This window comes from Bartonella sp. AA1HLJMS, assembly GCF_042197445.1.
Taxonomy (GTDB): Bacteria; Pseudomonadota; Alphaproteobacteria; order Rhizobiales; family Rhizobiaceae; genus Bartonella.
On the sequence record NZ_JBHIRW010000001.1, the window covers coordinates 77,806 to 102,443 of the forward strand.

Annotated in this window: 21 protein-coding genes; 6 read left to right on the forward strand and 15 right to left on the reverse strand. The window is 38.9% G+C overall.

Annotated elements, in window-relative coordinates; translation table 11 throughout:
* The first annotated feature begins 168 nt into the window (after positions 1 to 168).
* The 4 genes from ACFIQE_RS00315 to ACFIQE_RS00330 all read left to right on the forward strand — a co-directional run bounded on the left by ACFIQE_RS00315 (position 169) and on the right by ACFIQE_RS00330 (position 3,130).
* Positions 169 to 801: a shikimate kinase gene (locus ACFIQE_RS00315; protein ID WP_375606223.1), complete on the forward strand. Its 633-nt coding sequence runs from the start codon at positions 169 to 171 to the stop codon at positions 799 to 801.
* A complete protein-coding gene (gene aroB, locus ACFIQE_RS00320) occupies positions 776 to 1,909 on the forward strand; it encodes a 3-dehydroquinate synthase (protein WP_375707174.1) in 1,134 nt (377 codons plus the stop codon). The genes ACFIQE_RS00315 and aroB overlap by 26 nt, the downstream gene beginning before the upstream one ends.
* 415 nt (positions 1,910 to 2,324) lie before the next feature.
* On the forward strand, positions 2,325 to 2,720 hold the full coding sequence (locus tag ACFIQE_RS00325) for an MliC family protein (protein ID WP_375707175.1): 396 nt from the start codon (positions 2,325 to 2,327) through the stop codon (positions 2,718 to 2,720).
* A gap of 17 nt (positions 2,721 to 2,737) precedes the next feature.
* Positions 2,738 to 3,130 (forward strand): MliC family protein, encoded by a 393-nt coding sequence (locus tag ACFIQE_RS00330; RefSeq protein ID WP_375611316.1) that lies wholly within the window; start codon positions 2,738 to 2,740, stop codon positions 3,128 to 3,130.
* Positions 3,131 to 3,146: 16 nt separating this feature from the next.
* On the opposite strand, the gene mnhG is transcribed toward ACFIQE_RS00330, so the two are convergent.
* From mnhG to ACFIQE_RS00365, 7 genes are all read right to left on the reverse strand, one after another.
* A complete protein-coding gene (gene mnhG, locus ACFIQE_RS00335) occupies positions 3,147 to 3,557 on the reverse strand; it encodes a monovalent cation/H(+) antiporter subunit G (RefSeq protein ID WP_375620916.1) in 411 nt (136 codons plus the stop codon).
* The gene (locus tag ACFIQE_RS00340) at positions 3,554 to 3,835 is read right to left on the reverse strand and encodes a K+/H+ antiporter subunit F (RefSeq protein ID WP_375620915.1); all 282 of its coding nucleotides are present in this window, start codon (positions 3,833 to 3,835) and stop codon (positions 3,554 to 3,556) included. Before ACFIQE_RS00340 ends, mnhG begins: the two co-directional genes overlap by 4 nt.
* Complete coding sequence (locus ACFIQE_RS00345) at positions 3,832 to 4,317, reverse strand: Na+/H+ antiporter subunit E (RefSeq protein WP_375611318.1); 486 nt, start codon at positions 4,315 to 4,317, stop codon at positions 3,832 to 3,834. Before ACFIQE_RS00345 ends, ACFIQE_RS00340 begins: the two co-directional genes overlap by 4 nt.
* The gene (locus ACFIQE_RS00350; protein WP_375620914.1) at positions 4,314 to 5,936 is read right to left on the reverse strand and encodes a monovalent cation/H+ antiporter subunit D; all 1,623 of its coding nucleotides are present in this window, start codon (positions 5,934 to 5,936) and stop codon (positions 4,314 to 4,316) included. The genes ACFIQE_RS00345 and ACFIQE_RS00350 overlap by 4 nt, the downstream gene beginning before the upstream one ends.
* Entirely contained in the window at positions 5,936 to 6,277 is a 342-nt protein-coding gene (locus ACFIQE_RS00355; protein ID WP_273790150.1) for a Na+/H+ antiporter subunit C, read from the reverse strand. The genes ACFIQE_RS00350 and ACFIQE_RS00355 overlap by 1 nt, the downstream gene beginning before the upstream one ends.
* Positions 6,277 to 9,198, reverse strand: coding sequence for a monovalent cation/H+ antiporter subunit A (locus ACFIQE_RS00360; RefSeq protein ID WP_375620913.1), 2,922 nt, complete (start codon positions 9,196 to 9,198; stop codon positions 6,277 to 6,279). Before ACFIQE_RS00360 ends, ACFIQE_RS00355 begins: the two co-directional genes overlap by 1 nt.
* A gap of 228 nt (positions 9,199 to 9,426) precedes the next feature.
* Complete coding sequence (locus ACFIQE_RS00365; protein ID WP_375620912.1) at positions 9,427 to 9,924, reverse strand: BA14K family protein; 498 nt, start codon at positions 9,922 to 9,924, stop codon at positions 9,427 to 9,429.
* Between the two features lie 167 nt (positions 9,925 to 10,091).
* Here ACFIQE_RS00365 and ACFIQE_RS00370 point away from each other — a divergent pair, with 167 nt between their 5' ends.
* The gene (locus ACFIQE_RS00370; protein ID WP_375620959.1) at positions 10,092 to 11,189 is read left to right on the forward strand and encodes a carboxynorspermidine decarboxylase; all 1,098 of its coding nucleotides are present in this window, start codon (positions 10,092 to 10,094) and stop codon (positions 11,187 to 11,189) included.
* Between the two features lie 54 nt (positions 11,190 to 11,243).
* Complete coding sequence (locus ACFIQE_RS00375; protein WP_375620911.1) at positions 11,244 to 12,482, forward strand: saccharopine dehydrogenase NADP-binding domain-containing protein; 1,239 nt, start codon at positions 11,244 to 11,246, stop codon at positions 12,480 to 12,482.
* Between the two features lie 1,000 nt (positions 12,483 to 13,482).
* Here ACFIQE_RS00375 and lpdA read toward each other — a convergent pair.
* The 8 genes from lpdA to ACFIQE_RS00415 all read right to left on the reverse strand — a co-directional run bounded on the left by lpdA (position 13,483) and on the right by ACFIQE_RS00415 (position 24,610).
* A complete protein-coding gene (lpdA, locus tag ACFIQE_RS00380; RefSeq protein ID WP_375673660.1) occupies positions 13,483 to 14,889 on the reverse strand; it encodes a dihydrolipoyl dehydrogenase in 1,407 nt (468 codons plus the stop codon).
* 31 nt (positions 14,890 to 14,920) lie between these two features.
* Positions 14,921 to 16,132: a 2-oxoglutarate dehydrogenase complex dihydrolipoyllysine-residue succinyltransferase gene (odhB, locus tag ACFIQE_RS00385; protein ID WP_375611324.1), complete on the reverse strand. Its 1,212-nt coding sequence runs from the start codon at positions 16,130 to 16,132 to the stop codon at positions 14,921 to 14,923.
* 32 nt (positions 16,133 to 16,164) lie between these two features.
* Positions 16,165 to 19,164: a 2-oxoglutarate dehydrogenase E1 component gene (locus ACFIQE_RS00390; RefSeq protein ID WP_375707176.1), complete on the reverse strand. Its 3,000-nt coding sequence runs from the start codon at positions 19,162 to 19,164 to the stop codon at positions 16,165 to 16,167.
* 162 nt (positions 19,165 to 19,326) lie between these two features.
* The gene (sucD, locus tag ACFIQE_RS00395) at positions 19,327 to 20,229 is read right to left on the reverse strand and encodes a succinate--CoA ligase subunit alpha (protein ID WP_375620907.1); all 903 of its coding nucleotides are present in this window, start codon (positions 20,227 to 20,229) and stop codon (positions 19,327 to 19,329) included.
* Between the two features lie 3 nt (positions 20,230 to 20,232).
* Positions 20,233 to 21,429, reverse strand: coding sequence for an ADP-forming succinate--CoA ligase subunit beta (gene sucC / locus ACFIQE_RS00400; protein WP_375707177.1), 1,197 nt, complete (start codon positions 21,427 to 21,429; stop codon positions 20,233 to 20,235).
* Positions 21,430 to 21,515: 86 nt separating this feature from the next.
* A complete protein-coding gene (gene mdh, locus ACFIQE_RS00405; RefSeq protein WP_375611328.1) occupies positions 21,516 to 22,478 on the reverse strand; it encodes a malate dehydrogenase in 963 nt (320 codons plus the stop codon).
* Positions 22,479 to 22,766: 288 nt separating this feature from the next.
* Positions 22,767 to 23,966 (reverse strand): cell division protein ZapE, encoded by a 1,200-nt coding sequence (zapE, locus tag ACFIQE_RS00410; protein ID WP_375620905.1) that lies wholly within the window; start codon positions 23,964 to 23,966, stop codon positions 22,767 to 22,769.
* Between the two features lie 98 nt (positions 23,967 to 24,064).
* The gene (locus ACFIQE_RS00415; protein WP_375620904.1) at positions 24,065 to 24,610 is read right to left on the reverse strand and encodes an AprI/Inh family metalloprotease inhibitor; all 546 of its coding nucleotides are present in this window, start codon (positions 24,608 to 24,610) and stop codon (positions 24,065 to 24,067) included.
* Positions 24,611 to 24,638 lie beyond the last annotated feature (28 nt).

Genomic DNA, 24,638 nt, shown 5'->3' on the forward strand with positions numbered 1-24,638 from the left:
GCACCCATTATAATGAAAAGAACAGAAAGCAAAATGAAAAGAATCATCAAAAATCTAGTCAATGTTGGCATAAGACAATAACCTACCCAAAAATATTCTATCTCGTATTATGCCTCACAAAGATTAACAGGAATTGACTTTAAGATGGATAAATGCCGAAATAAAGTTATGAAAAGCAATCGACAAAAACGCGTCCCCATAACACAAATAAAGAATCAGCTCTTATCGTCCCTTGATAAAAGAGCACTTGTCCTTGTTGGTCTTATGGGGGCAGGCAAATCAGTGATCGGAAAACGCGTCGCCACCATGCTTCGTTTACCTTTTTATGATTCTGACCAAGAAATTGAAAAAGCTGCACAAATGACAATCACGGAACTCTTTGAAATTTATGGTGAATCCGAATTTCGTGCTCTTGAACAGCGTGTTATTCTAAACCTCATGAAAAAAAGTCCCCTTGTTTTAGCAACAGGTGGTGGTGCCTACATAAATGAAAATATCCGAAAAGCCATTCACCAAAATGGTATATCCATATGGCTAAAAGTCGATCTTGATATCCTCATGCAACGTGTCTCAAAGCACCCAACACGTCCCCTGCTTCAAACAGCCAATCCTAAAGAAACCATGCAAAAACTCATGGAACAGCGTTATCCTATCTATGCAAAGGCAAACTTAACAATTAACAGTCATAAAGAAAGCCGTCATACCGTAGCACAAAATGTTATACGATCCGTACAGCACTACCTATACACAGAAATTAACAATAGGGATAACCAGCATGCAAACCAAAACCGTCACTGTTAAACTGGACAAACACTGTTACGATATCATCATTGGTCCGAGTCTGATTACACAAGCTGCTTCACAAATTAAACATGCTCTTAATAAAAAAGATCCTCATCAAACGCGCTTGGCACTTGTTACAGATACAAATGTTGCTTCCCTTCATTTGGAGATATTGCAAGCAGAATTAACAAAAAATAAAATTCATACTGTCCCTATTATTGTAGAAGCAGGAGAACAATCAAAATCATTTTCAACCCTGCAAGTTGTCATCGATCAAATTCTTGCTGCGCGTTTAGAAAGAGGCGACTGTGTTATTGCTTTTGGCGGTGGTGTCATTGGTGATCTAGCAGGATTTGCGGCAAGTATAATCCGCCGTGGCATGAACTTCATTCAAATGCCCACAACGCTTCTTGCACAAATTGATTCTTCTGTTGGTGGAAAAACGGGAATCAATAGCCAATATGGCAAAAATCTTATTGGTGCCTTTTATCAACCACAATGCGTTATTGCTGACACGTGTCTTCTTGATACCCTGCCACCGCGCGAATTTCGCGCTGGCTACGCAGAAATAGTAAAATACGGTCTCATTAACCAACCTGACTTTTTTGAGTGGCTTGAAAAAAATGGGCAGAAAATTTTCTCTAATGGCCCTATGCGAACAGAGGCCATTGTTCGCTCATGCCAATTTAAAGCTGCCATTGTAGCACGTGACGAACATGAGAAAGGAGAGCGCGCACTCTTAAATCTCGGCCATACATTTGGACACATGCTTGAAACAGCAACCGCTTATGACTCCAACCGTTTAATCCATGGCGAAAGTGTAGCAATTGGGATGATTCTAGCTCATCAATTCTCTGCTCAATTAAATTTAATAAGCCCCACGCTTACACAACGCATTGAAGCGCACTTCAAATCTATAGGATTGCCTACACAATTAAAGGATATCCCAGGATGTCTACCAGATGCTGAAACTTTAATGACTCTCATTGCCCAAGATAAAAAAGTTTCGCAAAACAATTTGACTTTCATCTTAACACGCGGACTTGGCCAATCATTTATTGCAAAAAATGTTTCACCAGATGCCGTTTTATCCTTTTTGGAACAAAAATTAACAGAAATTCGTTAATTCATATTGAATATAATTGATTCGTTTTTATACTTCTATTAAAGATTAACATGATGATGTCTGCGTAGCTCAGTAGGATAGAGCACAGGATTCCTAAAGAAATTGGGCACTTTGAGAAGAAATCCTCAAAGTGAATCTGCTCAAATTCGGGGAAAGCTTCATGGGCGACTATATGCCAATCCCGAGCCAAGTCTCTTTTCAAATGAGAGAAAGGTGTAGAGACTGAACGGGCAGCACCTAAAGAGCAAAAGCTTCAAGGTGAAGAGACAGTCCAGACCACAAACAGCCGATAAGGCTGGCGGTGAAAATCGAAGTGGTATGAATCCTGGGGTCGCAGGTTCGAATCCTGCCGTAGACACCATCGTATCAGTCAAATTATTCTTTGTGCACAATATTAGGAATATAGGGAAGCATCATGAAAAAAACTTTACACATTTTAGGATTTTTCACCGCTTTAAGTTTATCACTCTTCAACTCAAACAATAGCTTAGCTGGTTCTTTAATCATTGAAGTACCAGACAATCCAGAGCCCAAAACAGAGACCATTACCTATCAGTGTGAAACTGGAGCAGGTAAAGAGCGCATTGAGGCAGTCTATCTTAATGCTGATAATATTTCGTTGGTTGATTTCAAATGGAATGGTGACCGTGTCATTGCTGCTAATGTCATCGCGGCAACAGGAGCAAAATTTGCAGGAGCTCAGTATATCTGGTGGGAGAAGAACAAAGAAGTCACGCTTTATGACCTTGCTCAGGATCCAGAAGAAAAAAAACCTATCCTCTGTAAAGATGAGTCAACATTATTATTTTAAATAACACGGGAAATATTATGAAAAAAATTTCTTTTACTAAACAATTTTTCATTACTTTAAGTGTGCTCCTCCTCGGTTCAATTAATGCATTAGCAAGTTCTTTAGTCATTGAAGTACCAGATGATCCAGAACCAACAACAGAGACCGTCTCCTATCAATGCGATATGGGAACAAGCAAAGAGTATGTTGAAGCAACTTACTATAATGCTGGCAATATTGCGCTTGTTGATTTAAAATGGAACGGTAAGCGCATCGTTGGTTCTAATGTAATTGCCGCTTCTGGAGGAAAATATGTGGGTGGACAATACATTTGGTGGATAACTAAAAATGAAGCCATATTTTACGATCTTATTAATGATCCAAAAGAAGAAAAGCCCATCCACTGTGTAGAAGAAAAAAGCACAGAATAAGGAAGATTCTTACATTTCAAGAATCGCGCTGGCTCTCATCTCGTGATGTTCCTTCTGATGTGGGTAGCTTTTCCTCCGTTTGGTGTAATAAAAGAGCCAGCGGTTTTTCTGATTGTTTTTCTGAATGATGTCGATAAGCTGCTGTATGTGAAAGCAACATAGAAGCTACCGGTGCTGTTAAAAACAAAAAAAACATCAGCAACACTTCATGAAAAACAAAATAATGGTCCACAAATATTGAATAAAGAAATGAAGAAATAAGAATACTACCAACGCCCCAACTCGTACATACTGAAAGCATATGCAAACGCTTATAAAAATTGGAAAAACGCACCAAACCTATCGTTGCGATCAATGTCAATCCAGACCCTAATATTAAGAAAACTGTGATAGCAATAGCAACCACAAGCGATATATCATCTTTCATTCAATAATCTCCCCCCGCATAAGAAATTTCGCCAAAGCGATGCTTGAGACAGATCCCAACAATCCAATAATGAGAGCTGCGACAAAATAAGTGGTTGTTTCTGAACGAATATCGAATGTAAGAAACAAAAGAATAGTGGTTATATAAAGGGCATCCAAACCAACAATTCTATCCTGCGCCCGTGGACCACGAATCAACCGAAACAGCGCGAAAATCACCGCTAAACTTAAAAAAAACTGTGAAAAGAAAAGCCCCCAATAAAGAATCACCATACTCATAAAAAAATCTCCAAAAGCAATTGCTCATACCGTTGTTTGATCAACTGTTTGTAATCATATCCATTTTTTAAATTTAAGACATGAAGCAAAAGTTCACCCTTTTTACTATTATAGGCAACCCAAGCAGTTCCAGGGGTTGCCGAAAGGATGCATGCTAAAATAGCCAAAGCAGTGCGATTATGAAGCAGAAGAGGTACTACAATAAAACCAGATTTCTGCACTCGAGACCTTTTTGTTAAAACAAACCAAGCCACCGAAACATTTGAGAATATAGAATCTATAAATACTCGAAAAACGAGACGAAAAACCGCACTCCAGCTTTTAATAACAACCTTCTCCGGCTCCAGAAGCCGTATCATCCAACCACAAAACAAAGCGGTTAAAATCCCTAAAAGCAATTGCCCTAAACTAAAACCATTTAAAATAAGCCACATAAGGACAATGACACCACTGAAAAAAGGGGAAGGACAAAAACAATTCATTTACTTATCTCCCTATTTTCGAGAGAAAAATCCGTTAAAACGCTCCCAATATAGTTTTGAGGTTCATACAAAGTCTTAGCAGTTTCAGACATATAATGACTAACAGGACTGGCTACAATTGTTATAAGAAAACACAAAGCAAGGAGAACGGCAATAGGCGCAAATTCTATCACTTGCACACGAGGAATACGCCCTTCAAGAGAAACCCAAAAAGTTCGGATACCCGTTCGTGTCAATGCAATCAAAGCCGCAAAACCAGAGAGAGTGACAAAAATTACAAAAAGCCAATCTTGGTAAACCGGAAGAGAAGCAGAAAAATCCTCTCTACTGTGGTTTAAAATTGCCATGAACATCATAAATTTAGCAACAAAACCAGAAAAAGGCGGCAATCCAATAATCAAAATGGCACAGATACCAAAACAAGCTCCAAGAATTGCCAAGGTTACTGGAAAATAGATGCCAACTTCATCTTCTTCCTCCTCTTCATCGTCACCATACACCTCCATTGTGACAGCAAGAACATTAGCAGCCACATCTTGACAGCGTTCAACTAACTCTACCAAAAGAAAAAAAGCTCCCAGTGCTAAAGTTGAAGAAACAATATAAAAAAGTGCGCCTGCTGTCAGTGCTGTATTGCCTATCCCGATCGCAGCCAACAATGTACCAGAAGAGACAAGAACGCTATAAGCTGCCAAACGCACCAAAACTTGGCTCGCCAATACCCCAATAAAACCAACAATCATAGTGGCAAGCCCACCATAAAACAAAACCGTATGACCAAAATGGTTAAAATATTCACTTTCAGGACCAAACCATAGCAACGTTAAACGTAAAATAATATAAATACCAACCTTGCTCAAAAGTGCAAAAGAAGCTCCAACAGGCGCTGCTGCTGCACTGTAAGTTGGCACCAACCAAAAATTAAGCGGCCACATACCCGCTTTAAGCAAAAAAGCAATACCTAAAAGTGCAACACCTATTTCGAACAAAACAATATCTGTAGAAGATATATATTTTATTTTAACAGCCAAATCGGCCATATTAAGAGTACCAACGACTCCATAAATGAGCGCTATACCAACTAAAAAAAATAATGAAGCAACAAGATTAACCACAACATAATGCAATCCTGCGCGCACGCGTGTCTGACCAGAACCATGCAAAGCAAGCCCATAGGAAGCCGTTAACATAACTTCAAAAAACACAAATAAATTAAATAAATCGCCAGTCAAAAAAGCACCATTTATCCCCACCATAAAAAATTGCATTAGTGACTGAAAATGAGAACCAGCTTTGTACCAATGAGCCCGCGCAAAAACCAACACGCTAGTCACCAACAAGCTGGAAAGTAAAAGCATCATAGCGCTTAAGCGATCAAGGACTAAAACAATTCCAAAAGAAGACGGCCAATTACCAAGTCGATAAACATCGCAAGCCGGTGCTATTTCAAGAGTACGTATAATCAATAAAATGGCAGTAACGACCAACAGTCCCGCAGAAGAAAGACTGATGAATGATTTAAGTCTTGCACGACGTTCATCATAAAAAAGAAGAAGTGCTCCAGTGATTAACGGCAAAAGAATAGGCAAAATAAGGAGATGATGCACTCCTATTTCCATTATTGCACCTCACGTCCATCAACGTGATCAGAACCCGTTAAACCACGTGAAACCAACAAGATAACTAAAAATAAAGCTGTTGTTGCAAAACCAATCACAATCGCAGTTAAAACCAAGGCTTGTGGAAGAGGATCGACATAATTAGCTGGATTAATAACAGTGGTAGGATCAACAATTGGAGCAGCATTACTACGCGGTCTACTCATTGAAAATATAAAAAGATTAACACCATAGGAGATCAAGGACAAACCAAGAATGACTTGAAAAGTACGTGGACGCAAAACAAGCCAAATACCTGATCCGACAAAAACACCGATACCCAAAGAAAGAACAATTTCCATTAATTTTCCTTCTCTTTTAAAATAGGTTTCTTACCGATTCGGTAACTCCTAATTGACTGGTGTGCAAGTGCAATTAAAATGAGAACAGTTGCTCCTAACACAAGAGAAAGCACACCAAAATCAAACAAAAAAGCAGATGCCATGGTAACTTTCCCAATTAACGGAAGATGAATATATCGAAAAAAGGATGTTAAAAAAGGATATCCAAAAAACCAAGAGCCCATCCCCGTTACGACTGACAATAATAAACCAAAGCCTATCCAACGCAAAGGTAAAACTCTCAAATGCGTTTCCACCCACCGAATATCGCGTGCAAGATATTGTAAAATAAATCCTATAGCCAAAGTAATACCACCGACAAATCCACCTCCTGGCAGATCATGCCCTCGCATGAATAAATAAATAGCAAAAGCGATAATAATTGGAAAGAGCCAACCCATAATAACAGCAGGAACAGCTAAATAATTCAATACTGTATCTCCCACATTTCGATTAGGCTGAGCTATATCAAAGGCTTTCTGGATACGTTGTTGAAAAGGCGCATCAATACTCTCAGGCGCAGGACGAAAACGTCGTAAGAGTGCAAAAACAGTAAGGGAAACAACACCCAAAACCACAATTTCTCCCATGGTATCAAAACCACGGAAATCAACCAATAACACATTCACAACATTGCGACCACCAGCATCTGAGTAAGCATGCGTTAGAAAAAAATCAGAAATCGTTGTACCTTGGGGACGTGTCATCACTGCAAAAGAAAGCCATGCTACACCAGCACCTCCTACAAGGGATATGATGAAATCACGGAAACGACGCAAGCGAACCCAAAAATGAACAGCAGCTGGCCTAGGGTCATGCAAACGTTTAGGCAACCACCGTAAACCAAGCAATAATAAAACGACTGTAACAACCTCAACAACCAATTGTGTTATTGCTAAATCAGGAGCAGAAAGCCATAAAAAGGTTGCACAAGTCATCAAACCAGCTCCCCCTAAAAGCATAAGTGAAGCAAGACGATGAAACTTTGCTCGCCAAGCAACTAAAAGCGCACATAATCCGCCAACCAGCCAAAGAGCGAGAAAAGGAATATCAAGTGGAAAAAGCGGTAATGTCCCCACTGGAATGAAACCATCGCACCAAAGTAAAAGACCAACAAAGGCAAAACAGACCCAAAAAATCCAATGCAATTGGATCTGCAAACGGCGTGTTGACAAAGCAGACTCCACCGCACGGGCCCATTTCCAAGAAATAATTACGAGAATGCGTTCAAAAATACGCGGTCCTTTTAAGTGACGGAAAAAAGGAGCCCCATCATCACAGGATAAAAAATAACGATGCCCAACAGCATAGAGCAATCCGCCCCCTAATAATGCAACAAAGCTCATCACTAATGGAGTGTTAAACCCATGCCAAACAGCCAAACTATAAGGAATTGTCATTGGTCCTAAAACAGACACGACCGCATTATCTAAAATAGGTCCTATTGTTAAATTAGGAAAAATACCAACCGCTAAACAAATAAACACCAAAAGCTCCATTGGTAAACGCATGAAATGCGGTGGTTCATGGGGAGTCTTGGGTAAATTGTCAGGCTTTGGTCCTAAAAAAACGCCATGAATAAAGCGTATAGAATAGGTCACACTAAACAGACTAGCTAGCGTTGCCACATAAGGCGCAATCCAATCGAGCCATGATTCCATATGCGTTTCAACAGCTTCAGCAAAAAACATCTCTTTCGATAAAAAACCATTCAACAAAGGAACCCCAGCCATCGCTGCACTCGCAACTAAAGCAAGAGTTGCTGTGATAGGCATAGAACGATAAAGCCCTGACAGTTTACGCATATCACGTGTTCCCGTCTCGTGATCAATAATGCCAGCAGCCATAAATAAAGAAGCTTTAAAAGTAGCATGATTGGCCATATGAAAGATCGCCGCAACACATGCAAGTGGACTACCAAGACTTAAAAGTGTTGTAATTAATCCAAGATGACTAATAGTCGAGTAAGCAAGCAGTCCTTTCAAGTCTTGCTGAAACATGGAAAAATAGGCACCTAGAAGAAGAGTTGAGAGTCCTGAAAAGCCAACCAGCCAAAACCAAGATTCTGTTCCAGAGAGCACAGGCCATAAACGAACAAGCAAAAACAATCCCGCTTTTACCATTGTTGCCGAATGCAAATAAGCCGATACGGGAGTTGGAGCAGCCATCGCGTTAGGTAGCCAAAAATGAAAGGGAAATTGCGCGCTTTTTGTTAACCCTCCCAATAAAATACAAATAAGGATAGGACTATAAAGAGAACTTGACCGGATCATATCTCCAGACTGTAGCACCTTATCCAAATCAAAACTGCCAACAGTATACCCAATCAATAAAACTCCAATAAAAAGAGCAAAGCCGCCAAAACCTGTGATCGTTAGAGCCATACGCGCACCCTCACGCGCACTTGCATTATGGTACCAATAGCCGATCAGCAAAAAAGAAAAAATACTGGTAAGTTCCCAGAAAACAACCAAAAAGACGAGATTACCTGATAAAACTATTCCTATCATTGATCCCATAAAGGCCAAAAAAAAGGAAAAAAAACGCGGTACAGAATCCGCTGGATCTATGTAATAACGTGAATAAATGACAACAAGCAGCCCAATCCCTGTAATAAGCAAGCAAAAAAGCCACGACAAACCATCTATGCGGAGAATCAAATCGCTTCCCCATTCTGGAAGCCAAGAAATATCTAAACGCACTATGTGGTTTCCGCGAACTTCCGGATAAAGCATTATTGCAAAAATAAGACAGAAAAGTGCGACAACCCCAGCAAACCACGCTTCATTATTTTTTGCTGTCGAACGAAAAAAGCCAATGACAGCACTTCCACCAAAGGGAAGCAAAACGAGCAATACCAACATTGCTTCCCGTGTTGTCATTCTTTAAACTCCATTTTACCTTAATATTTTGTCATCGACAAAACAAAAACTTATATTCTCACCCCCATTCCACACTTAATGATAATAAGATTTAATAAAACTTAAAAGCATTTAAAATTTTTAAAAAAACAATGCTTGCATGAAAATACTGCGCACCACACAAGTCTTCTCTTTATTGTAAGAACAATAACGCTCACGACAAGAAGCAATTAAAATTTTATTTAATTTCTATCCTTTAAAAAAGCGTGATAAACACTGCCTACGCCCCCCATGAAAAGGCTGAAAACTATTATCATTTTTATTATAAGAGCGATAACGCGCAAGGCAAGATTCAATATGTTGTTTAAGCATCCATGGCTCTTTTTTTTCTAATTTTTCCGAAGAAGACGTTAAAAACACTTTTTTAGCATCTGGTACAACTTTTAATGATGCGCCTTTTGTGCTTAAGTGCGGTGATGTAATAAATGCCACTTCAGGATACCACCAATTATCACTGTATTTACGATAACCACGCCGATAATGACGATAACCTTTAAAACCATTAAGTTCTCTACGCCCCGTAAAAATCAAAGGCACCGAAATATCTTGGAGAGAAGTCTGAGTAACCAGTTTGGCTTTAGCATCACTCCTATTTTGCCCCCAATTAATAAGAGTGGTTGTTATAATGAAAAAACTGCTAACAAATACAAAAGCTAAAGCATAATATAATTTTTTTTTCATACTCATAACAAAAAACTCAACATAATAAACAACAGTAATTACAGAAAGCCTTTCTCTTGCTGGACAGAAACAGATTCTTTTCTTAAGATTCTTTTTTCTTGAGACATTCTGTTACTCTTTGTACTAAACGTTGATCTTGGCAATAAGATCCTACAAAAAAGAATGAATAAATGATGATAAAAACCCCCTACTATCTTATAGACAAATCGAAACTCATCAAAAACATGCAAACAATTTCTCGTTTACGGGAAATGTCCGGAGCTAAAATTTTACTTGCTTTGAAATGTTTTGCCACATGGAGTGTTTTTGATTTAATGTCTGAGTTCATGGATGGAACCACATCATCATCCCTTTATGAACTGCGTTTAGGAAGAGAAAAATTTGGCAAAGAAACCCATGCTTATTCAGTGGCTTGGGCAGATGATGAAATTGATGAAGCCTGTGGTTATGCAGATAAAATCATCTTTAATTCCATCCAACAGCTTCAACGCTTTTCTGATGCAACAAAAACCATTCAAAGAGGTTTAAGGTTAAACCCAGGAATGAGCGCATCAAATTTTGATCTTGCCAACCCCTCTCGCCCTTTTAGCCGCTTAGGAGAAACAAACCAAAGCGCTATCAAAGAAGTTCTGCCTCTTATCAACGGATTGATGATCCATAACAATTGTGAAAATGCTGACTTTAATCTTTTTAACCAAATGCTTGGGTATATGGAAGAAAAATTTGCAGAACTTTTTTCTGCTGTTGACTGGATAAGCCTTGGCGGCGGAATCCATTTTACGGCTGAAAATTATCCTCTAGAAGCTTTCGCAAAACGCTTAAAACAATTTTCTAAAACTCATGGTGTCACTCTTTTTCTAGAACCAGGAGAAGCTGCTATTACCAAAAGCACCACTTTAGAAGTCAGTGTTCTTGACACATTGTATAATGAAAAGAATCTAGCCATCGTTGATAGCTCAATTGAAGCACATATGCTTGATCTTCTCATTTATCGTGAGAATGCCAAATTAGAACCCAATCAAGGTCCACACGAAATTATGATTTGTGGAAAGTCTTGTCTTGCCGGCGATATTTTTGGAACATTTCAATTTCAAAAACCTCTTAAAATAGGCGATAGACTGTCTTTTCAGGATGCAGCAGGTTATACAATGGTCAAGAAAAACTGGTTTAATGGCGTTACAATGCCTGCTATTGTTCTCAAAGAGTGCGATGGTACATTAACACTTCAACGCCAATTCAGCTATAACGACTATCAGGAAAGCCTTTCATAAAGATAAACCATAAAAAACGTCATACAACAGTATTAAAAAGGAGATGGACCTACAATGAAAAAAAATGTTCTCATTATTGGTGCCGGAGGTGTTGCACAAGTTGTTGCGCATAAATGCGCTCAAAACAACGATATTCTTGGTGAAATTCATATTGCTTCACGAACACTCAAAAAATGTGAGGCCATCATTGCTTCTATTAAAGAAAAAAACACAATGAAAGAACAGGGTGTTTTCAAAAGCCATTCGCTCAATGCCATGAATGTAGAAGAAACTATAAAGCTCATCCAAAAGACCAAATGCGAAATTGTCATTAATGTTGGTTCTGCCTTTCTTAATATGTCTGTTCTTTCAGCTTGTATTGAAACCAAATGCGCTTATATCGATACCGCAATTCATGAAGACCCATTGAAAATTTGTGAAACACCTCCTTGGTATGGCAATTATGAATGGCCTCGACGTCAAGAATGTGAAAAAGCTGGTATAACCGCTATTTTAGGAGCAGGTTTTGACCCAGGTGTAGTGAATTCTTATGCTGCATTAGCGCGCGATGATTATTTTGATAAAATCACAGATATTGATATTATTGATATTAATGCCGGAAATCATGGGCGTTGGTTTGCTACAAATTTTGATCCAGAAATTAACTTCCGTGAATTTACAGGACAAGTATGGTCATGGCAAAATAAAAAATGGACTTCCAATAAAATGTTTGAAATCAGCCATGAATGGGATCTTCCCGTTGTGGGAAAACAAAAAGCCTATATGACAGGACATGATGAAATTCATTCACTTTCCAAAAATCTTGATGTAGAGAATGTCCGTTTCTGGATGGGATTTAGTGATCGTTATATCACTGTTTTTACGGTTCTAAAAAACCTCGGACTCTTATCCGAACAACCAATTAAAACGGCAGAAGGTCAAGAAGTTGTGCCCTTGAAAGTCGTGAAGGCCGTCTTACCCGACCCTTCCTCTCTCGCCCCAGACTACACAGGAAAAACCTGTATTGGGGGTCTTATTAAAGGCGAAAAAGATGGAAACCCGAGAGAAATTTTTATCTATAATATAGCCGATCACAAACAAGCTTTTCATGAAACTGGGGCACAAGGCATTTCCTATACAGCTGGCGTACCAGCAGCCGCAACAGCTCTTCTTATTGCCACAGGCGAATGGGATGTTAAAACTATGGTCAATGTAGAAGAATTACCACCCCACCCTTTCCTTAAATATCTTGATCATATGGGGCTTCCCACTTTTATAAGAGAACAACAAGAGGATAAAAAATTACAATTTTAATACTTATAGAAAGCATATGCTTAATTTTTTAAGTTATCACAAAACTGCTCAATGAAAACAAACTTAATATTCTCGTGTAATTATGGTTTTCAAAAAAATTTTAGCTATTCGTTATATTTTGGCAACATTGCGATTTCTTAACAACCTTAAAGAAGAGACATATCATCTTTTTAAGACATAGCAAGCAATGATCAAGATAAACAGAGAAGCAAAAACTAATTTAATCACACTGTATGACTTGTCTTATCATCAAAAAGATAGTGTCATAAACAAAAGATATAAAAATACTGCTCTTTTAAATAAGAGCGGTATTTTTTAGAATATTCAATCCCTTCCCTCTTCATATATAACGTTACGCTGAATACTATAAGATTATCTTAATCACAAACTCTCTCACATTGAAGCAATTAAAATCTTTTGTCTGCACATCACAAACAAAGCAAGCGTATGAGTAAAAAATGACAAATTTCTCTTATGAAAACGCTCAAATAATAAAGAGCTTTAGCAATATTGAAAACTGAAAAAGTGTATTATAATGTCAGTGTGTACTTTTACTAAACATAAAGATGATGGTGCACAATAGGTCTTGTAACAGTTTGAATGAATTTCATATATTTCAAGAGGAACTTTACAGTTATACCATTCACGAGCCACCATCGCGAAGTAGATTTGAGCATTTTGAGAGATGTTTGCTTAACACAAAACACGCAGATAAGCTCGGAATCCTATCTTAAATATTTTATAACAGTATAAAAACTACCCCATATATAAAACTTTACATAGACGAAACACCACCGCTCTAAACGATAGTGCACAACAGAATAATCAATCAAAACTGCACAACAGATATCTAAAACAGTAATTATCGAAAAGCATACAACAAATGGAACATTTTAATACAATTGGTTATATTCCTTTTTAAAGTTTTAAAATGTTGTTGCATGCTTCACTAATATTTTCTGCCTCATGTGCCTTTTAAAATGTACTTTTTAAAAGCTTTTTAAATATGAAGTGGTTTAGCAAATGTTGCCAAAGCTGCCTCACGCACGGCTTCTGATAAGGTAGGATGTGCATGGCAACAACGTCCCAGATCTTCTGATGAACCACCAAATTCCATTAAAACTGCAATTTCATGGATCATTTCACCAGCACCAAATCCAAGAATATGTCCTCCTAATACCCTATCTGTTTTTTTATCAGAAAGGATTTTAACGAACCCATCACTCTTTTGCATTGCACGTGCACGACCATTGGCCATAAAAGGAAATTTGCCAACATTATATTCAATACCAGCAGTTTTTAGCTCTTCTTCTGTTCTTCCTACACTCGCAATTTCCGGCTGTGTATAAACAACACTAGGAATAACATCAAAATTAACATGCCCTTTTTGACCTGCCAAAATCTCTGCCACAGCAATGCCTTCTTCCTCTGCTTTATGTGCTAACATTGGCCCTTTTACGACATCACCAATTGCATAAATTCCTGGAACATTCGTCTGCCAATGGGCATCAATTGCAATAAATCCGCGTTCATCTAACTGAACACCAGCCTCTTGTAAGCCAAGCCCCTCTGTATAAGGAGAACGTCCAGTAGCAATAAGCACAACATCAGCCTCTAAAGTTTCAGATTCACCACCTTTGACAGATTCAAAGCTCACCTGAGCAGTTGAGTCAGATTGTGTAACAGCTGTTACCTTTGCACCCGTTTTATATTCAATTCCCTGTTTTTCCATTAATTTCTGAAATTGCCGTGAAACTTCACCATCCATTGAGCCCAAAACTTTATTAAGATACTCAATAATGGTCACCTTAGCACCTAAACGGCTCCAAACTGATCCAAGTTCTGAACCAATGACACCAGCACCTACTACAATCATATGCGTTGGTACTTTTTCAAGCGAAAGAGCTCCCGTAGAAGAAACAATAGTCTTTTCATCAATTTCAACATTCACCCCTGGAATGCCTGAATTCTCTGAACCGGTAGCAATAATAATATTTTTTGTCTCAATTGTTTGTTTATTACCATCTCTGGCAACAACTTCCACATGATCCGCATTCAAAATTTTGGCTGTCCCAAAAAAAGTATCAACTTTATTTTTTTTCATCAAAAAAGAAACACCACTCGTATTGGCTGTCACCACAGCTTTCTTATGAACCATCATTTGTTCAAGATTAAGCTTAGATTTACCAATAGAAATACCAAGCGTTTCAAAACCATGCTGGGTTTCAGAAAACACTTCTGAAGCATGCAACAACGCTTTAGAAGGAATACAACCAACGTTGAGACATGTTCCTCCTAATGTTGTACGCTTTTCAATAATTGCTACTTTAAGTCCCAGTTGCGCCGCTTTTATTGCTGCTACATAACCACCTGGACCCGCTCCGATCACAGCCACATCATAAGACATCCGTTTCTCCTTTCATCCTGAAAACTGTATTTTACAAATCAAGAACAAGGCGTTCCGGATCTTCTAAGCTTTCCTTAACACGCACAAGGAAAGTCACAGCTTCTTGCCCATCCACAATACGGTGATCATAAGAAAGCGCTAAATACATCATGGGGCGGATCACAACTTGACCCTCAACAACCATTGCTCGCTCTTTAATCGCATGCATTCCCAAAATACCAGATTGTGGTGCATTCAAAATCGGTGTTGACATCAACGATCCATACACACCACCATTGGTAATGGTAAAAGTTCCGCCCTGCATATCAGAAACGGCTAATTTTCCATCACGCGCAAGACGCCCCAAACGACCAATCTCTTTTTCAATCTCTGCCAATGACATTTGATCTGCATCTCGCACCACTGGAACAACAAGCCCTTTATCCGTTCCAACAGCAATTCCAACATTGACATAGTTTTTATAAACAATATCTGTCCCATCAATCTCTGCATTAACAGCAGGAAGTTCTTTTAATGCATGACAAACAGCCTTGGTAAAAAAACCCATAAAACCAAGCTTAACGCCATGTTTCTTTTCAAAAAGATCCTTATAACGCTTGCGCAAATCCATCACCGCTGACATATCAACCTCATTAAATGTGGTTAACATTGCTGCTACATTTTGTGCATCTTTAAGACGGCGAGCAATTGTTTGACGCAATTTCGTCATACGAACCCGCTCTTCACGTGTTTCTTGGACAGGAGGTGCCGAAGAACTCGCCGCAGAAGAAGAGGGTGTAGGGGCATTTGTACTTTGTTTTAATCCACCAAGAACATCTTCTTTAAGAATTTGTCCACGTTTTCCAGAACCTGAAATATCGCTTTTTGCAACATTATTTTCAGCCATCAATTTTGCTGCTGAAGGAGAAGGAGGCATTGCACTACTCAAAGCAGGCTTCTCCGATTCAGATGAAGCCGCTGGAACAAGTGTAGCAGAAGGTGAAAGTGATTGGGAGATACCAGCTTCTCCAGCTTTCACCACTCCTAAAAGAGCATTTACTTCAACCGTATCGCCTTCTTTTGCAATGATTTCAGATAATTTCCCAGCAACAGGAGAAGGAACTTCAACAGTTACCTTATCAGTTTCTAATTCAACCAAAGGCTCATCCATAGCGACAGCTTCGCCAAGTTTTTTAAACCATTTGCCAACCGTTGCTTCGGTAACCGATTCGCCCAAAGTAGGAACACGAATTTCAGTAGTCATAATATTTTTCCATACATCAGAGTAGTAATAAATTAAGAACCTAACGCGTCTTTAAGAAACGCAGCCAGTTGTTCAAGGTGTTTCACCATCAACCCAGAGGCCGGTGACGCACTCGCAGGACGTCCTGCATAACGAGCACGTGAATATTGCGCATTAATATGCGTCAAAACCCATTCCAAATAAGGCTCAATAAATGACCAAGCCCCCATGTTTTTTGGTTCCTCTTGGCACCAAAAAACTTCCGCCTGCAAAAAGCGCGATAACACATTCACCAAAACTTTTGCAGGGAAAGGATAAAGCTGTTCAATACGAAGGAGGTAAACATCATCAATACCCTTTTTTTCACGTTCTTCATAAAGATCGTAATAAACCTTACCAGTACAAAGAACGACACGGCGAATCTTATTATCTTTTTGCAACTTAATGACAGAATCTTTGAGACATTCTGCATCATCAAGCAACACACGACAGAAACTTGTTTCTGGCCCCATTTCATTGAGAAGAGAAACAGCTCGCTTATGACGTAAAAGTGATTTCGGTGTCATCAAAATCAATGGCTTACGGAAATCACGCTTAATTTGTCGACGCAAAATATGAAAATAATTTGCAGGGGTTGTACAATTAGCAACCTGCATATTATCTTCCGCACAAAGTTGAAGAAACCGTTCTAAACGTGCAGAAGAATGCTCCGGCCCTTGCCCTTCAAAACCATGAGGCAATAAACACACAAGACCAGACATACGAAGCCACTTACGCTCTGCAGATGAAATAAATTGATCAAAAATGACCTGTGCACCATTAGAGAAATCACCAAATTGTGCTTCCCAAAGTGTTAATCCTCGTGGTTCAGCAAGAGAATATCCATATTCAAAACCAAGAACAGCTTCTTCAGAAAGCATAGAATTAACAACGTCATAAAGCGCTTGCCCCTTTTGTAAATGATTCAAAGGAATATAACGCGCCTCATTTTCTTGGTCATAAAGAACTGAATGACGTTGTGAAAAAGTTCCCCGTTCAACATCTTCACCGGAAAGACGAACCGGCGCTCCTTCCAAACAAAGTGAACCAAAAGCTAAAGCTTCAGCGGTTGCCCAATCAACCCCCTCACCGGTTTCAAAAATTTTAGCACGATTATTTAAAAAACGTTGAATGGTTTTGTGAACGTGAAAATTCGCCGGAATTTCAACAATTTTCTGACCAATTTCCTTTAAAGTTTTTAATTCAACACCGGTTGTTCTAGAATGCTGCTCATCAGAACTACTAAAAGCTTTGAGTCCCGTCCAGCTTCCATCAAGCCAATCAGCCTTATTAGGTTTATAAGAAGCACTTGCTTCAAGTTCACCTTCAAGCTTATCGCGCCATAATTTTTTTTGTTGCTCAATTTCTTCTGAAGTAACCATTCCTTCTGCTACTAATTGGTCACTATAAAGTTGAAGTGTTGTTTTATGATTACGTATTGCTTTATACATAAGCGGCTGCGTAAAGGAAGGTTCATCACCTTCATTATGCCCATAACGGCGATAACAAAACATATCAATAACCACTGGTTTATGGAAAATTTGGCGAAACTCTGTTGCTATTTTGGCAACAAAAACAACTGCCTCAGGATCATCACCATTCACATGGAAAATTGGTGCGTCAATCATTTTTGCGACATCTGATGGATAAGGCGAAGAACGTGAAAAACGTGGAGATGTTGTAAAACCAATCTGGTTATTGATAATAACATGAAGTGAGCCTGCAACACGATAACCTTTAAGACCTGAAAGACCAAAAGTTTCTTGGATAACGCCTTGTCCTGCAAAAGCGGCATCACCATGAATAAGCAATGGCATCACTTTTGAACGCTCACTTAATGGGAGTAAATCAGTATGCGCAGGTCCCATAAGTTGATCTTGTTTAGCACGTGCTTTTCCCATAACAACCGGATCAACAATCTCAAGATGAGATGGATTGGCCAACAGTGATAAATGAACTTTTTTACCATCAAAGTCCAGATCAGCGGTAGTTCCCAAATGATATTTAACATCACCGGATCCCTCCACATCATCAGGCTTGTAAGATCCCCCTTTGAATTCATGAAAAATAGCCCTATGCGGTTTGGCAAGAACTTGTGAAAGAACATTTAAACGACCACGATGCGCCATTCCTAAAATAACTTCCTGCACCCCCAAAGCACTACCACATTTGATAATCTGTTCAAGAGCGGGAATCAGCGCCTCACCACCATCGAGTCCAAAACGCTTTGTACCTTTATATTTAGTGTCTAAAAACTGTTCGAATCCCTCCGCCTGAATAAGCTTATTCAGAATAGCTTTCTTGTCTTGTTGTGTGAAAGAATTTTTTTTATCTCGCCCTTCAATACGTTCTTGAAGCCATACTTTCTGAACCGGATCAGAAACATGCATATATTCCACACCGATTGTTGAACAATAGGTACGATTGAGAATCTCAAGCATTTGCGGAATAGTTGCATATTCCAACCCTAAAACATTATCAATAAAAATGGGACGCTCGTAATCAGCTGGAGTAAAACCATAAGCTTCTGGAGAAAGTTCCTTATAATCTTCTTGTTTTTCGGCCAATTGAAGAGGGTCAAGCTGCGCATGAAGATGTCCCCGTTCTCGAAACGCACGAATCATCATAATTGCATGAATGGAATCACGTGTTGCACGAATAATATCTTGTTTACTGGAAGTTTTTCCCTTTTGTGCAGCACCTGTTATTGCTTTTTCCTTTAATTTATCGCCAAGATATTTTTCAAGAGAAGACCAATCACCATCAAGAGCAGAAACCAATTCACCCTCTGCTTTTAATGGCCAATGATCACGCTGCCATGTTGCTCCTTCAGCATTTTTAAGAACATCTTCTTTATTATCATGAAGTCCTTCAAAAAAAGCACGCCACTGTGAATCAACACTGGTAGGATCTTTTTCATATTGAGCATAAAGTTGATCTATATAATCCGCATTCCCACCATAAAGAAATGATGTCTGTGCAAAAAGGCTATTTATTTCGTCCTGCCTTGCCATATACCTCTCCGGAACATCTATTCCGTCTCCTTATATCTCTTTTGACCTTTAAATGCTTACAAACAAGCAGTAATTTGAACATTCAAAAAAGTTTTACCTTTTTATACTCAAGTTTTTTCACCTGAATCTAAGAACCTTTTCTTATTCAGGTGAAACTTTCTTTTAGCCTTTCAAAACTGACATCAAAGTCTTACCTATCTGTGATGGCGAAGAAGACACACGAATCCCAGCTGATTCCATTGCCGCAATTTTATCTTCTGCTCCACCTTTACCACCAGAAATAACAGCACCAGCATGTCCCATTGTACGTCCTGGAGGAGCCGTACGGCCAGCAATAAAGCCAACAACTGGCTTTTTACGACCTTTTCTTGCTTCATCTTGCAAAAACTGTGCTGCTTCTTCTTCAGCAGAACCACCAATCTCACCAATCATAACAATAGACTCGGTTTCATCATCCGCTAAAAACATTTCCAACACATCAATAAATTCAGTGCCCTTAACAGGATCGCCACCAATCCCTATAGCAGTCGTTTGTCCGAGACCTTCCTGACTCGTTTGAAAAACGGCTTCATAAGTTAAAGTTCCCGACCTCGAGACAACCCCAACAGAACCTTTTCTAAAAATAGAACCAGGCATAATACCAATTTTACATTCATTTGGTGTAAGAATACCGGGACAATTAGGACCAATAAGACGAGACTTTGAGTTTTCTAATCGCGCCTTCACTTTAACCATATCCATAACGGGAATACCTTCCGTAATACAGATAATTAAACAAATTTCAGCTTCAATAGCCTCTATAATAGCTGCCGCAGCCCCTGCTGGAGGAACATAAATAACGGAAGCATCCGCGCCTGTTTTTTCTTTTGCTTCTGCAACATTAGCGAAAATAGGAAGAGTTTCGCCTTTTGAACCTTCCCATGTTTCTCCACCCTTTTTAGGATTAACGCCACCAACCATTTGCGTACCATGATAAGCAAGCGCCTGTTCTGTATGAAATGTTCCTGTTTTTCCTGTAAGCCCTTGAACGAGAACTTTTGTCTCTTTATTCACAAGAATTGACATAGCTTAAGCTCCCTTCACGGCTGCAACAATTTTTTGGGCAGCATCATCTAAATCATCAGCAGGAATAACATTCAAACCACTCTCATTGATAATTGCTTTACCTTGCTCAACATTAGTACCTTCAAGACGAACAACCAAGGGAACCTTTAAACCAACCTCACGAACAGCAGCAACCACACCTTCAGCAATGACATCACAACGCATAATACCACCAAAAATGTTAACCAAAATGCCCTTAACATTTGGATCGGCCGTAATAATCTTAAAAGCAGCTGTCACCTTTTCTTTTGATGCTCCACCACCAACATCCAAAAAATTCGCTGGCTCTGCTCCATAAAGCTTAATGATATCCATTGTTGCCATAGCAAGCCCAGCACCATTAACCATGCAACCAATCGTACCCTCAAGAGCAACATAAGCAAGATCATGCTTTGATGCTTCTATTTCCTTTGGATCTTCCTCTGAAAGATCGCGCAATTCTAAAATATCTGGATGACGAAACAGAGCATTATTATCAAAAGAAACTTTCGCATCAAGAACACGCAAGTGACCATCTTTCATCACAACAAGCGGATTGATTTCTAAAAGGCTCATATCTTTTTCACAAAATGCCTTATAGAAAATCGGAAAAAGCTTTTCACCATCTTCTCGCGCACTACTTTGTAGTTTCAACGCATCACAAAGTCTTGCACAATCAGCAGAAGTAACACCCTCTACAGCATCAATGGGAAGCGTGAATATTTTTTCTGGTGTCTCTTCAGCAACCGTTTCAATATCCATTCCACCTTCTGTTGAAACAACAAAAGCAATTCGACCAACGCTACGATCAACCAAAAGTGAAAGATAAAGCTCCCGTTCAATATCGGCACCATCTTCAATATAAAGGCGGTTGACCTGCTTACCCTCTGGACCAGTTTGTTTGGTTACCAAAGTTTTTCCAAGCATTTCTTGAACATTTGCAACAACTTCTTCAACAGATTGTGCAAGCCGAACACCACCCTTTGCATCAGGACCAAGTTCTTTAAACTTACCCTTACCACGACCACCAGCGTGTATCTGACTTTTAACCACATAGAGAGGTCCGGGCAATTTTTCCGCCCATTTTTCAGCTTGCTCTACAGAATAAACAGCAACACCATTTGCAATTGGTGCTCCATATTCATGAAGCAGACGTTTGGCCTGATACTCATGGATATTCATGCATTTGTCCTTTTCTTTTATGGATCTTATTAATCCTAAAGTTTTAATATTCTATACTTATTTTAATGAATTAAACCTTGTTCAATTTACTTGAGACTAGGTACAAGAGCAATACAAGCTTCACAAAGCTTTTTAACCGCATTTACTGAATGATCAAAAGCACCTCTTTCTTCCTTATCAAGATCAATTTCAATGACTCGTTCAACACCACCTGCACCAAGTACAACAGGAACACCAACGTAGGTATCATTAACCCCATATTCTCCTGAAAGATAAGCTGCAACAGGCACAACACGCTTAGTGTCCTTTAGATAAGCCTCAGCCATAGAAACAGCAGAAGCTGCTGGTGCATAATAAGCAGAACCTGTTTTTAACAAACCAACAATTTCTGCACCGCCATCACGGGTACGCTGGATAATTTGATCAATTCTTTCCTGTGTTGTCCAGCCCATCTTTACAAGATCAGGCAAAGAAATACCACCAACCGTTGAATAACGCACGAGAGGAACCATTGTATCACCGTGGCCCCCTAAAACAAACGCTGTCACATCTTTAATAGAGACCTTAAATTCCTCAGATAAGAAATGACGAAAACGCGCTGAATCAAGAACACCAGCCATCCCAACCACTTTATGTGTAGGGAGACCTGAAAATTTCTGCAATGCCCACACCATCGCATCAAGGGGATTGGTAATACAAATAACAAACGCTGAAGAAGCGTATTTTTTAATTCCAGCTCCAACTTGTTCCATAACCTTTAAATTAATGCCCAAAAGTTCATCACGGCTCATACCAGGTTTTCGCGCAACGCCTGCTGTTACAATAACAACATCAGCACCTTCAATTGCTTCATAAGCATTAGCACCTTTTAGACTGATATCAAAACCATCAACGGGAGAAGATTCGGCTATATCTAGAGCCTTACCTTGTGGCACACCTTCTGTAATATCAAATAAGACCACATCAGCAAGCTCTTTAAGCCCAATAATATGTGCTAAAGTACCACCAATCATACCTGAACCAATGAGAGCTATTTTTTTCCGTGCCATTTTATTTTTTCCTAACTTTTAGATAATTCAGCGCACACCCAATCAACGTCCGTATACTGAATATTTTGACTTCAACCATATTCAAACAATATCATAAAAAGGAGTAAAGAAATGAAATTTACAAATTTATCTCCTTACAGAAACAACAACCCTCCGCTGAAACAACTATTAGAAAATTATCACGATGTATCGATAAAGTGAATTTAAAAAAAATACAACAGAATTATTATATTTCTTTAATTTCAAAAAGTTATTGTTTTGACAGTTTACGTAAAGGTAAAAGTATAATCAATGCTTCTTCTTCAAAAGAAAATGTTCTTCCCAAAGTTTTAAATAATCGTAGCTTTGCATTTCGAAAAGACGTGATTGTGTTCTTTGAAATTCAAATGTTTCCGTAATCTGCGCATGCCCTTTATACAAATCCCCTATCCCTGCGGCTGCCGACATAAACAACCGTATATGCCGCTCATAAAGAATATCAATAAGCAAAATAAACCGTTTTGTTTCATTGCGACATGTATCATCCATGACCGGTACATTATCAATAAAAATCGTATGATAATGCTCTCCTAATAACAAATATTCAGCCGCGGCCAAAGGCTTTGCACATAAATCCCCATAATCAAAACGAGCACATCCTGCACCAAAGCGCGGAATAGGAATAAAGCGCCCTTTTATAGAAAGCTCATCAGACATCTCCTTATGTCCTTGCAATACAAGTGCCCATGCTTGATCCATATATTCATTTGCTTGGACCCCCAACGGCGATACATACATCTGTTGTAGATTTGATTTTTCAAGGCGATAATCTGTTTTTGCATCAAGATTAACAACACGAACATATGCTTTCAAAACTTGAATAAAAGGCAAAAAGAGCTCACGATTCAAACCGTTACAATAAAGGTTATCCGGCGCCACATTTGAAGTCGCAATAAAGAAAATTCCTTTATCAAACAGAGCAGAAATAAGCCGCCCCAATACCATAGCATCAGCAATATCCGTTACACTAAACTCATCAAAACAAAGTACTTTTGCTTCTCGTACAAGATCTTCAGCAACAGCTAAAATAGGATTATCTTGTTTAAATTTTGTACACCCAGATGCTTGACGATAAGAATTAATACGCTCATGCACATCAGCCATAAAATCATTAAAATGGGCACGCTTTTTATGACCTTTAGGCAAACAAGAAAAGAACAAATCCATCAGCATGGTTTTGCCCCGTCCTACTTCACCATAAATATACAGTCCCTGAAAAAAACCTGTTTCATCTCCTTGTTTTACAACGCAAGAAATATTTTGTTTTTTCCTTTTAAATATTCTGTTAAAGAAAGAGCAAAATATCCAAGGCAAAGGATGAGAGATATTTTGTTCCGCAATTTTTTTTAATAAATGATCAAAATATTCTGTTATAGCTAATTGAGCGGGATCAAAACAAACCTCTCCTTTAGCGACAAGCTCCTTATAACGTGTTGAAACGAGAATCATCCAAAAAACCTTTTTCAAACTGATCTCAATGAAAAATACAAATACTTTTCAAGAATCTGTCCGTCTAGTTTAGTTTATCATAAACGATCAAAAATGATTTAACGACTTAAAATAACGGGATGATCATCAAGTGTACGTCCCTCAAAACGATCAACATTTGAAGAATAAAGAACGAGGATAACACGTCCAGAGTTATTATAAAAATATAATCTTTTTCCTTTAACAGCCCACGATCTCACTTGGGAAGCAATTCCTGGACAGTGTAAAGGACCAGCACGGTACCCTTGTCCAAACTTTGTTTGTGGAGTTGCAATCCGGCAAACTTTTCCTCCCATAGAAAGATTCCATACCCCAGCAACACTTGCAGGAAATAAATCAGTGGCATTACTTGGCAATTCGAGACTAGCCATTCGTCCATCGCTCTGAGAATCTCCTTTTTCATACATCGGAGCGTTTGCATCTTCAGATATCGACGAAGAAGTAGACGACAGATCAGACGCTTCTAATATTGTCATTTGTTGAGATGGATAAAAAACTTCTAATGCGTTACCATCGTCATTACCATCAAACCGTGTTGTTGAACATCCCCCTAAAAACATTACAGTTGATAGTGCAACGAAAAACGAAACTTTTGAAAACGCCATGTCTGTACTCTCTCCCACGACAATAAAT

What these genes read in the sequence shown, in the direction of transcription:
- ACFIQE_RS00415 (WP_375620904.1), bottom strand. Translation starts at nt 24,610, where the DNA reads ATGGCGTTTTCAAAAGTTTCGTTTTTCGTTGCACTATCAACTGTAATG.
- sucC (WP_375707177.1), bottom strand. Translation starts at nt 21,429, where the DNA reads ATGAATATCCATGAGTATCAGGCCAAACGTCTGCTTCATGAATATGGA.
- ACFIQE_RS00355 (WP_273790150.1), bottom strand. Translation starts at nt 6,277, where the DNA reads ATGGAAATTGTTCTTTCTTTGGGTATCGGTGTTTTTGTCGGATCAGGT.
- ACFIQE_RS00370 (WP_375620959.1), top strand. Translation starts at nt 10,092, where the DNA reads ATGATAAAAACCCCCTACTATCTTATAGACAAATCGAAACTCATCAAA.
- ACFIQE_RS00365 (WP_375620912.1), bottom strand. Translation starts at nt 9,924, where the DNA reads ATGAGTATGAAAAAAAAATTATATTATGCTTTAGCTTTTGTATTTGTT.
- odhB (WP_375611324.1), bottom strand. Translation starts at nt 16,132, where the DNA reads ATGACTACTGAAATTCGTGTTCCTACTTTGGGCGAATCGGTTACCGAA.
- lpdA (WP_375673660.1), bottom strand. Translation starts at nt 14,889, where the DNA reads ATGTCTTATGATGTGGCTGTGATCGGAGCGGGTCCAGGTGGTTATGTA.
- ACFIQE_RS00375 (WP_375620911.1), top strand. Translation starts at nt 11,244, where the DNA reads ATGAAAAAAAATGTTCTCATTATTGGTGCCGGAGGTGTTGCACAAGTT.
- ACFIQE_RS00340 (WP_375620915.1), bottom strand. Translation starts at nt 3,835, where the DNA reads ATGAGTATGGTGATTCTTTATTGGGGGCTTTTCTTTTCACAGTTTTTT.
- ACFIQE_RS00330 (WP_375611316.1), top strand. Translation starts at nt 2,738, where the DNA reads ATGAAAAAAATTTCTTTTACTAAACAATTTTTCATTACTTTAAGTGTG.
- mdh (WP_375611328.1), bottom strand. Translation starts at nt 22,478, where the DNA reads ATGGCACGGAAAAAAATAGCTCTCATTGGTTCAGGTATGATTGGTGGT.
- aroB (WP_375707174.1), top strand. Translation starts at nt 776, where the DNA reads ATGCAAACCAAAACCGTCACTGTTAAACTGGACAAACACTGTTACGAT.
- zapE (WP_375620905.1), bottom strand. Translation starts at nt 23,966, where the DNA reads ATGATTCTCGTTTCAACACGTTATAAGGAGCTTGTCGCTAAAGGAGAG.
- ACFIQE_RS00390 (WP_375707176.1), bottom strand. Translation starts at nt 19,164, where the DNA reads ATGGCAAGGCAGGACGAAATAAATAGCCTTTTTGCACAGACATCATTT.
- ACFIQE_RS00325 (WP_375707175.1), top strand. Translation starts at nt 2,325, where the DNA reads ATGAAAAAAACTTTACACATTTTAGGATTTTTCACCGCTTTAAGTTTA.
- sucD (WP_375620907.1), bottom strand. Translation starts at nt 20,229, where the DNA reads ATGTCAATTCTTGTGAATAAAGAGACAAAAGTTCTCGTTCAAGGGCTT.
- ACFIQE_RS00315 (WP_375606223.1), top strand. Translation starts at nt 169, where the DNA reads ATGAAAAGCAATCGACAAAAACGCGTCCCCATAACACAAATAAAGAAT.
- mnhG (WP_375620916.1), bottom strand. Translation starts at nt 3,557, where the DNA reads ATGAAAGATGATATATCGCTTGTGGTTGCTATTGCTATCACAGTTTTC.
- ACFIQE_RS00360 (WP_375620913.1), bottom strand. Translation starts at nt 9,198, where the DNA reads ATGACAACACGGGAAGCAATGTTGGTATTGCTCGTTTTGCTTCCCTTT.
- ACFIQE_RS00350 (WP_375620914.1), bottom strand. Translation starts at nt 5,936, where the DNA reads ATGGAAATAGGAGTGCATCATCTCCTTATTTTGCCTATTCTTTTGCCG.
- ACFIQE_RS00345 (WP_375611318.1), bottom strand. Translation starts at nt 4,317, where the DNA reads ATGAATTGTTTTTGTCCTTCCCCTTTTTTCAGTGGTGTCATTGTCCTT.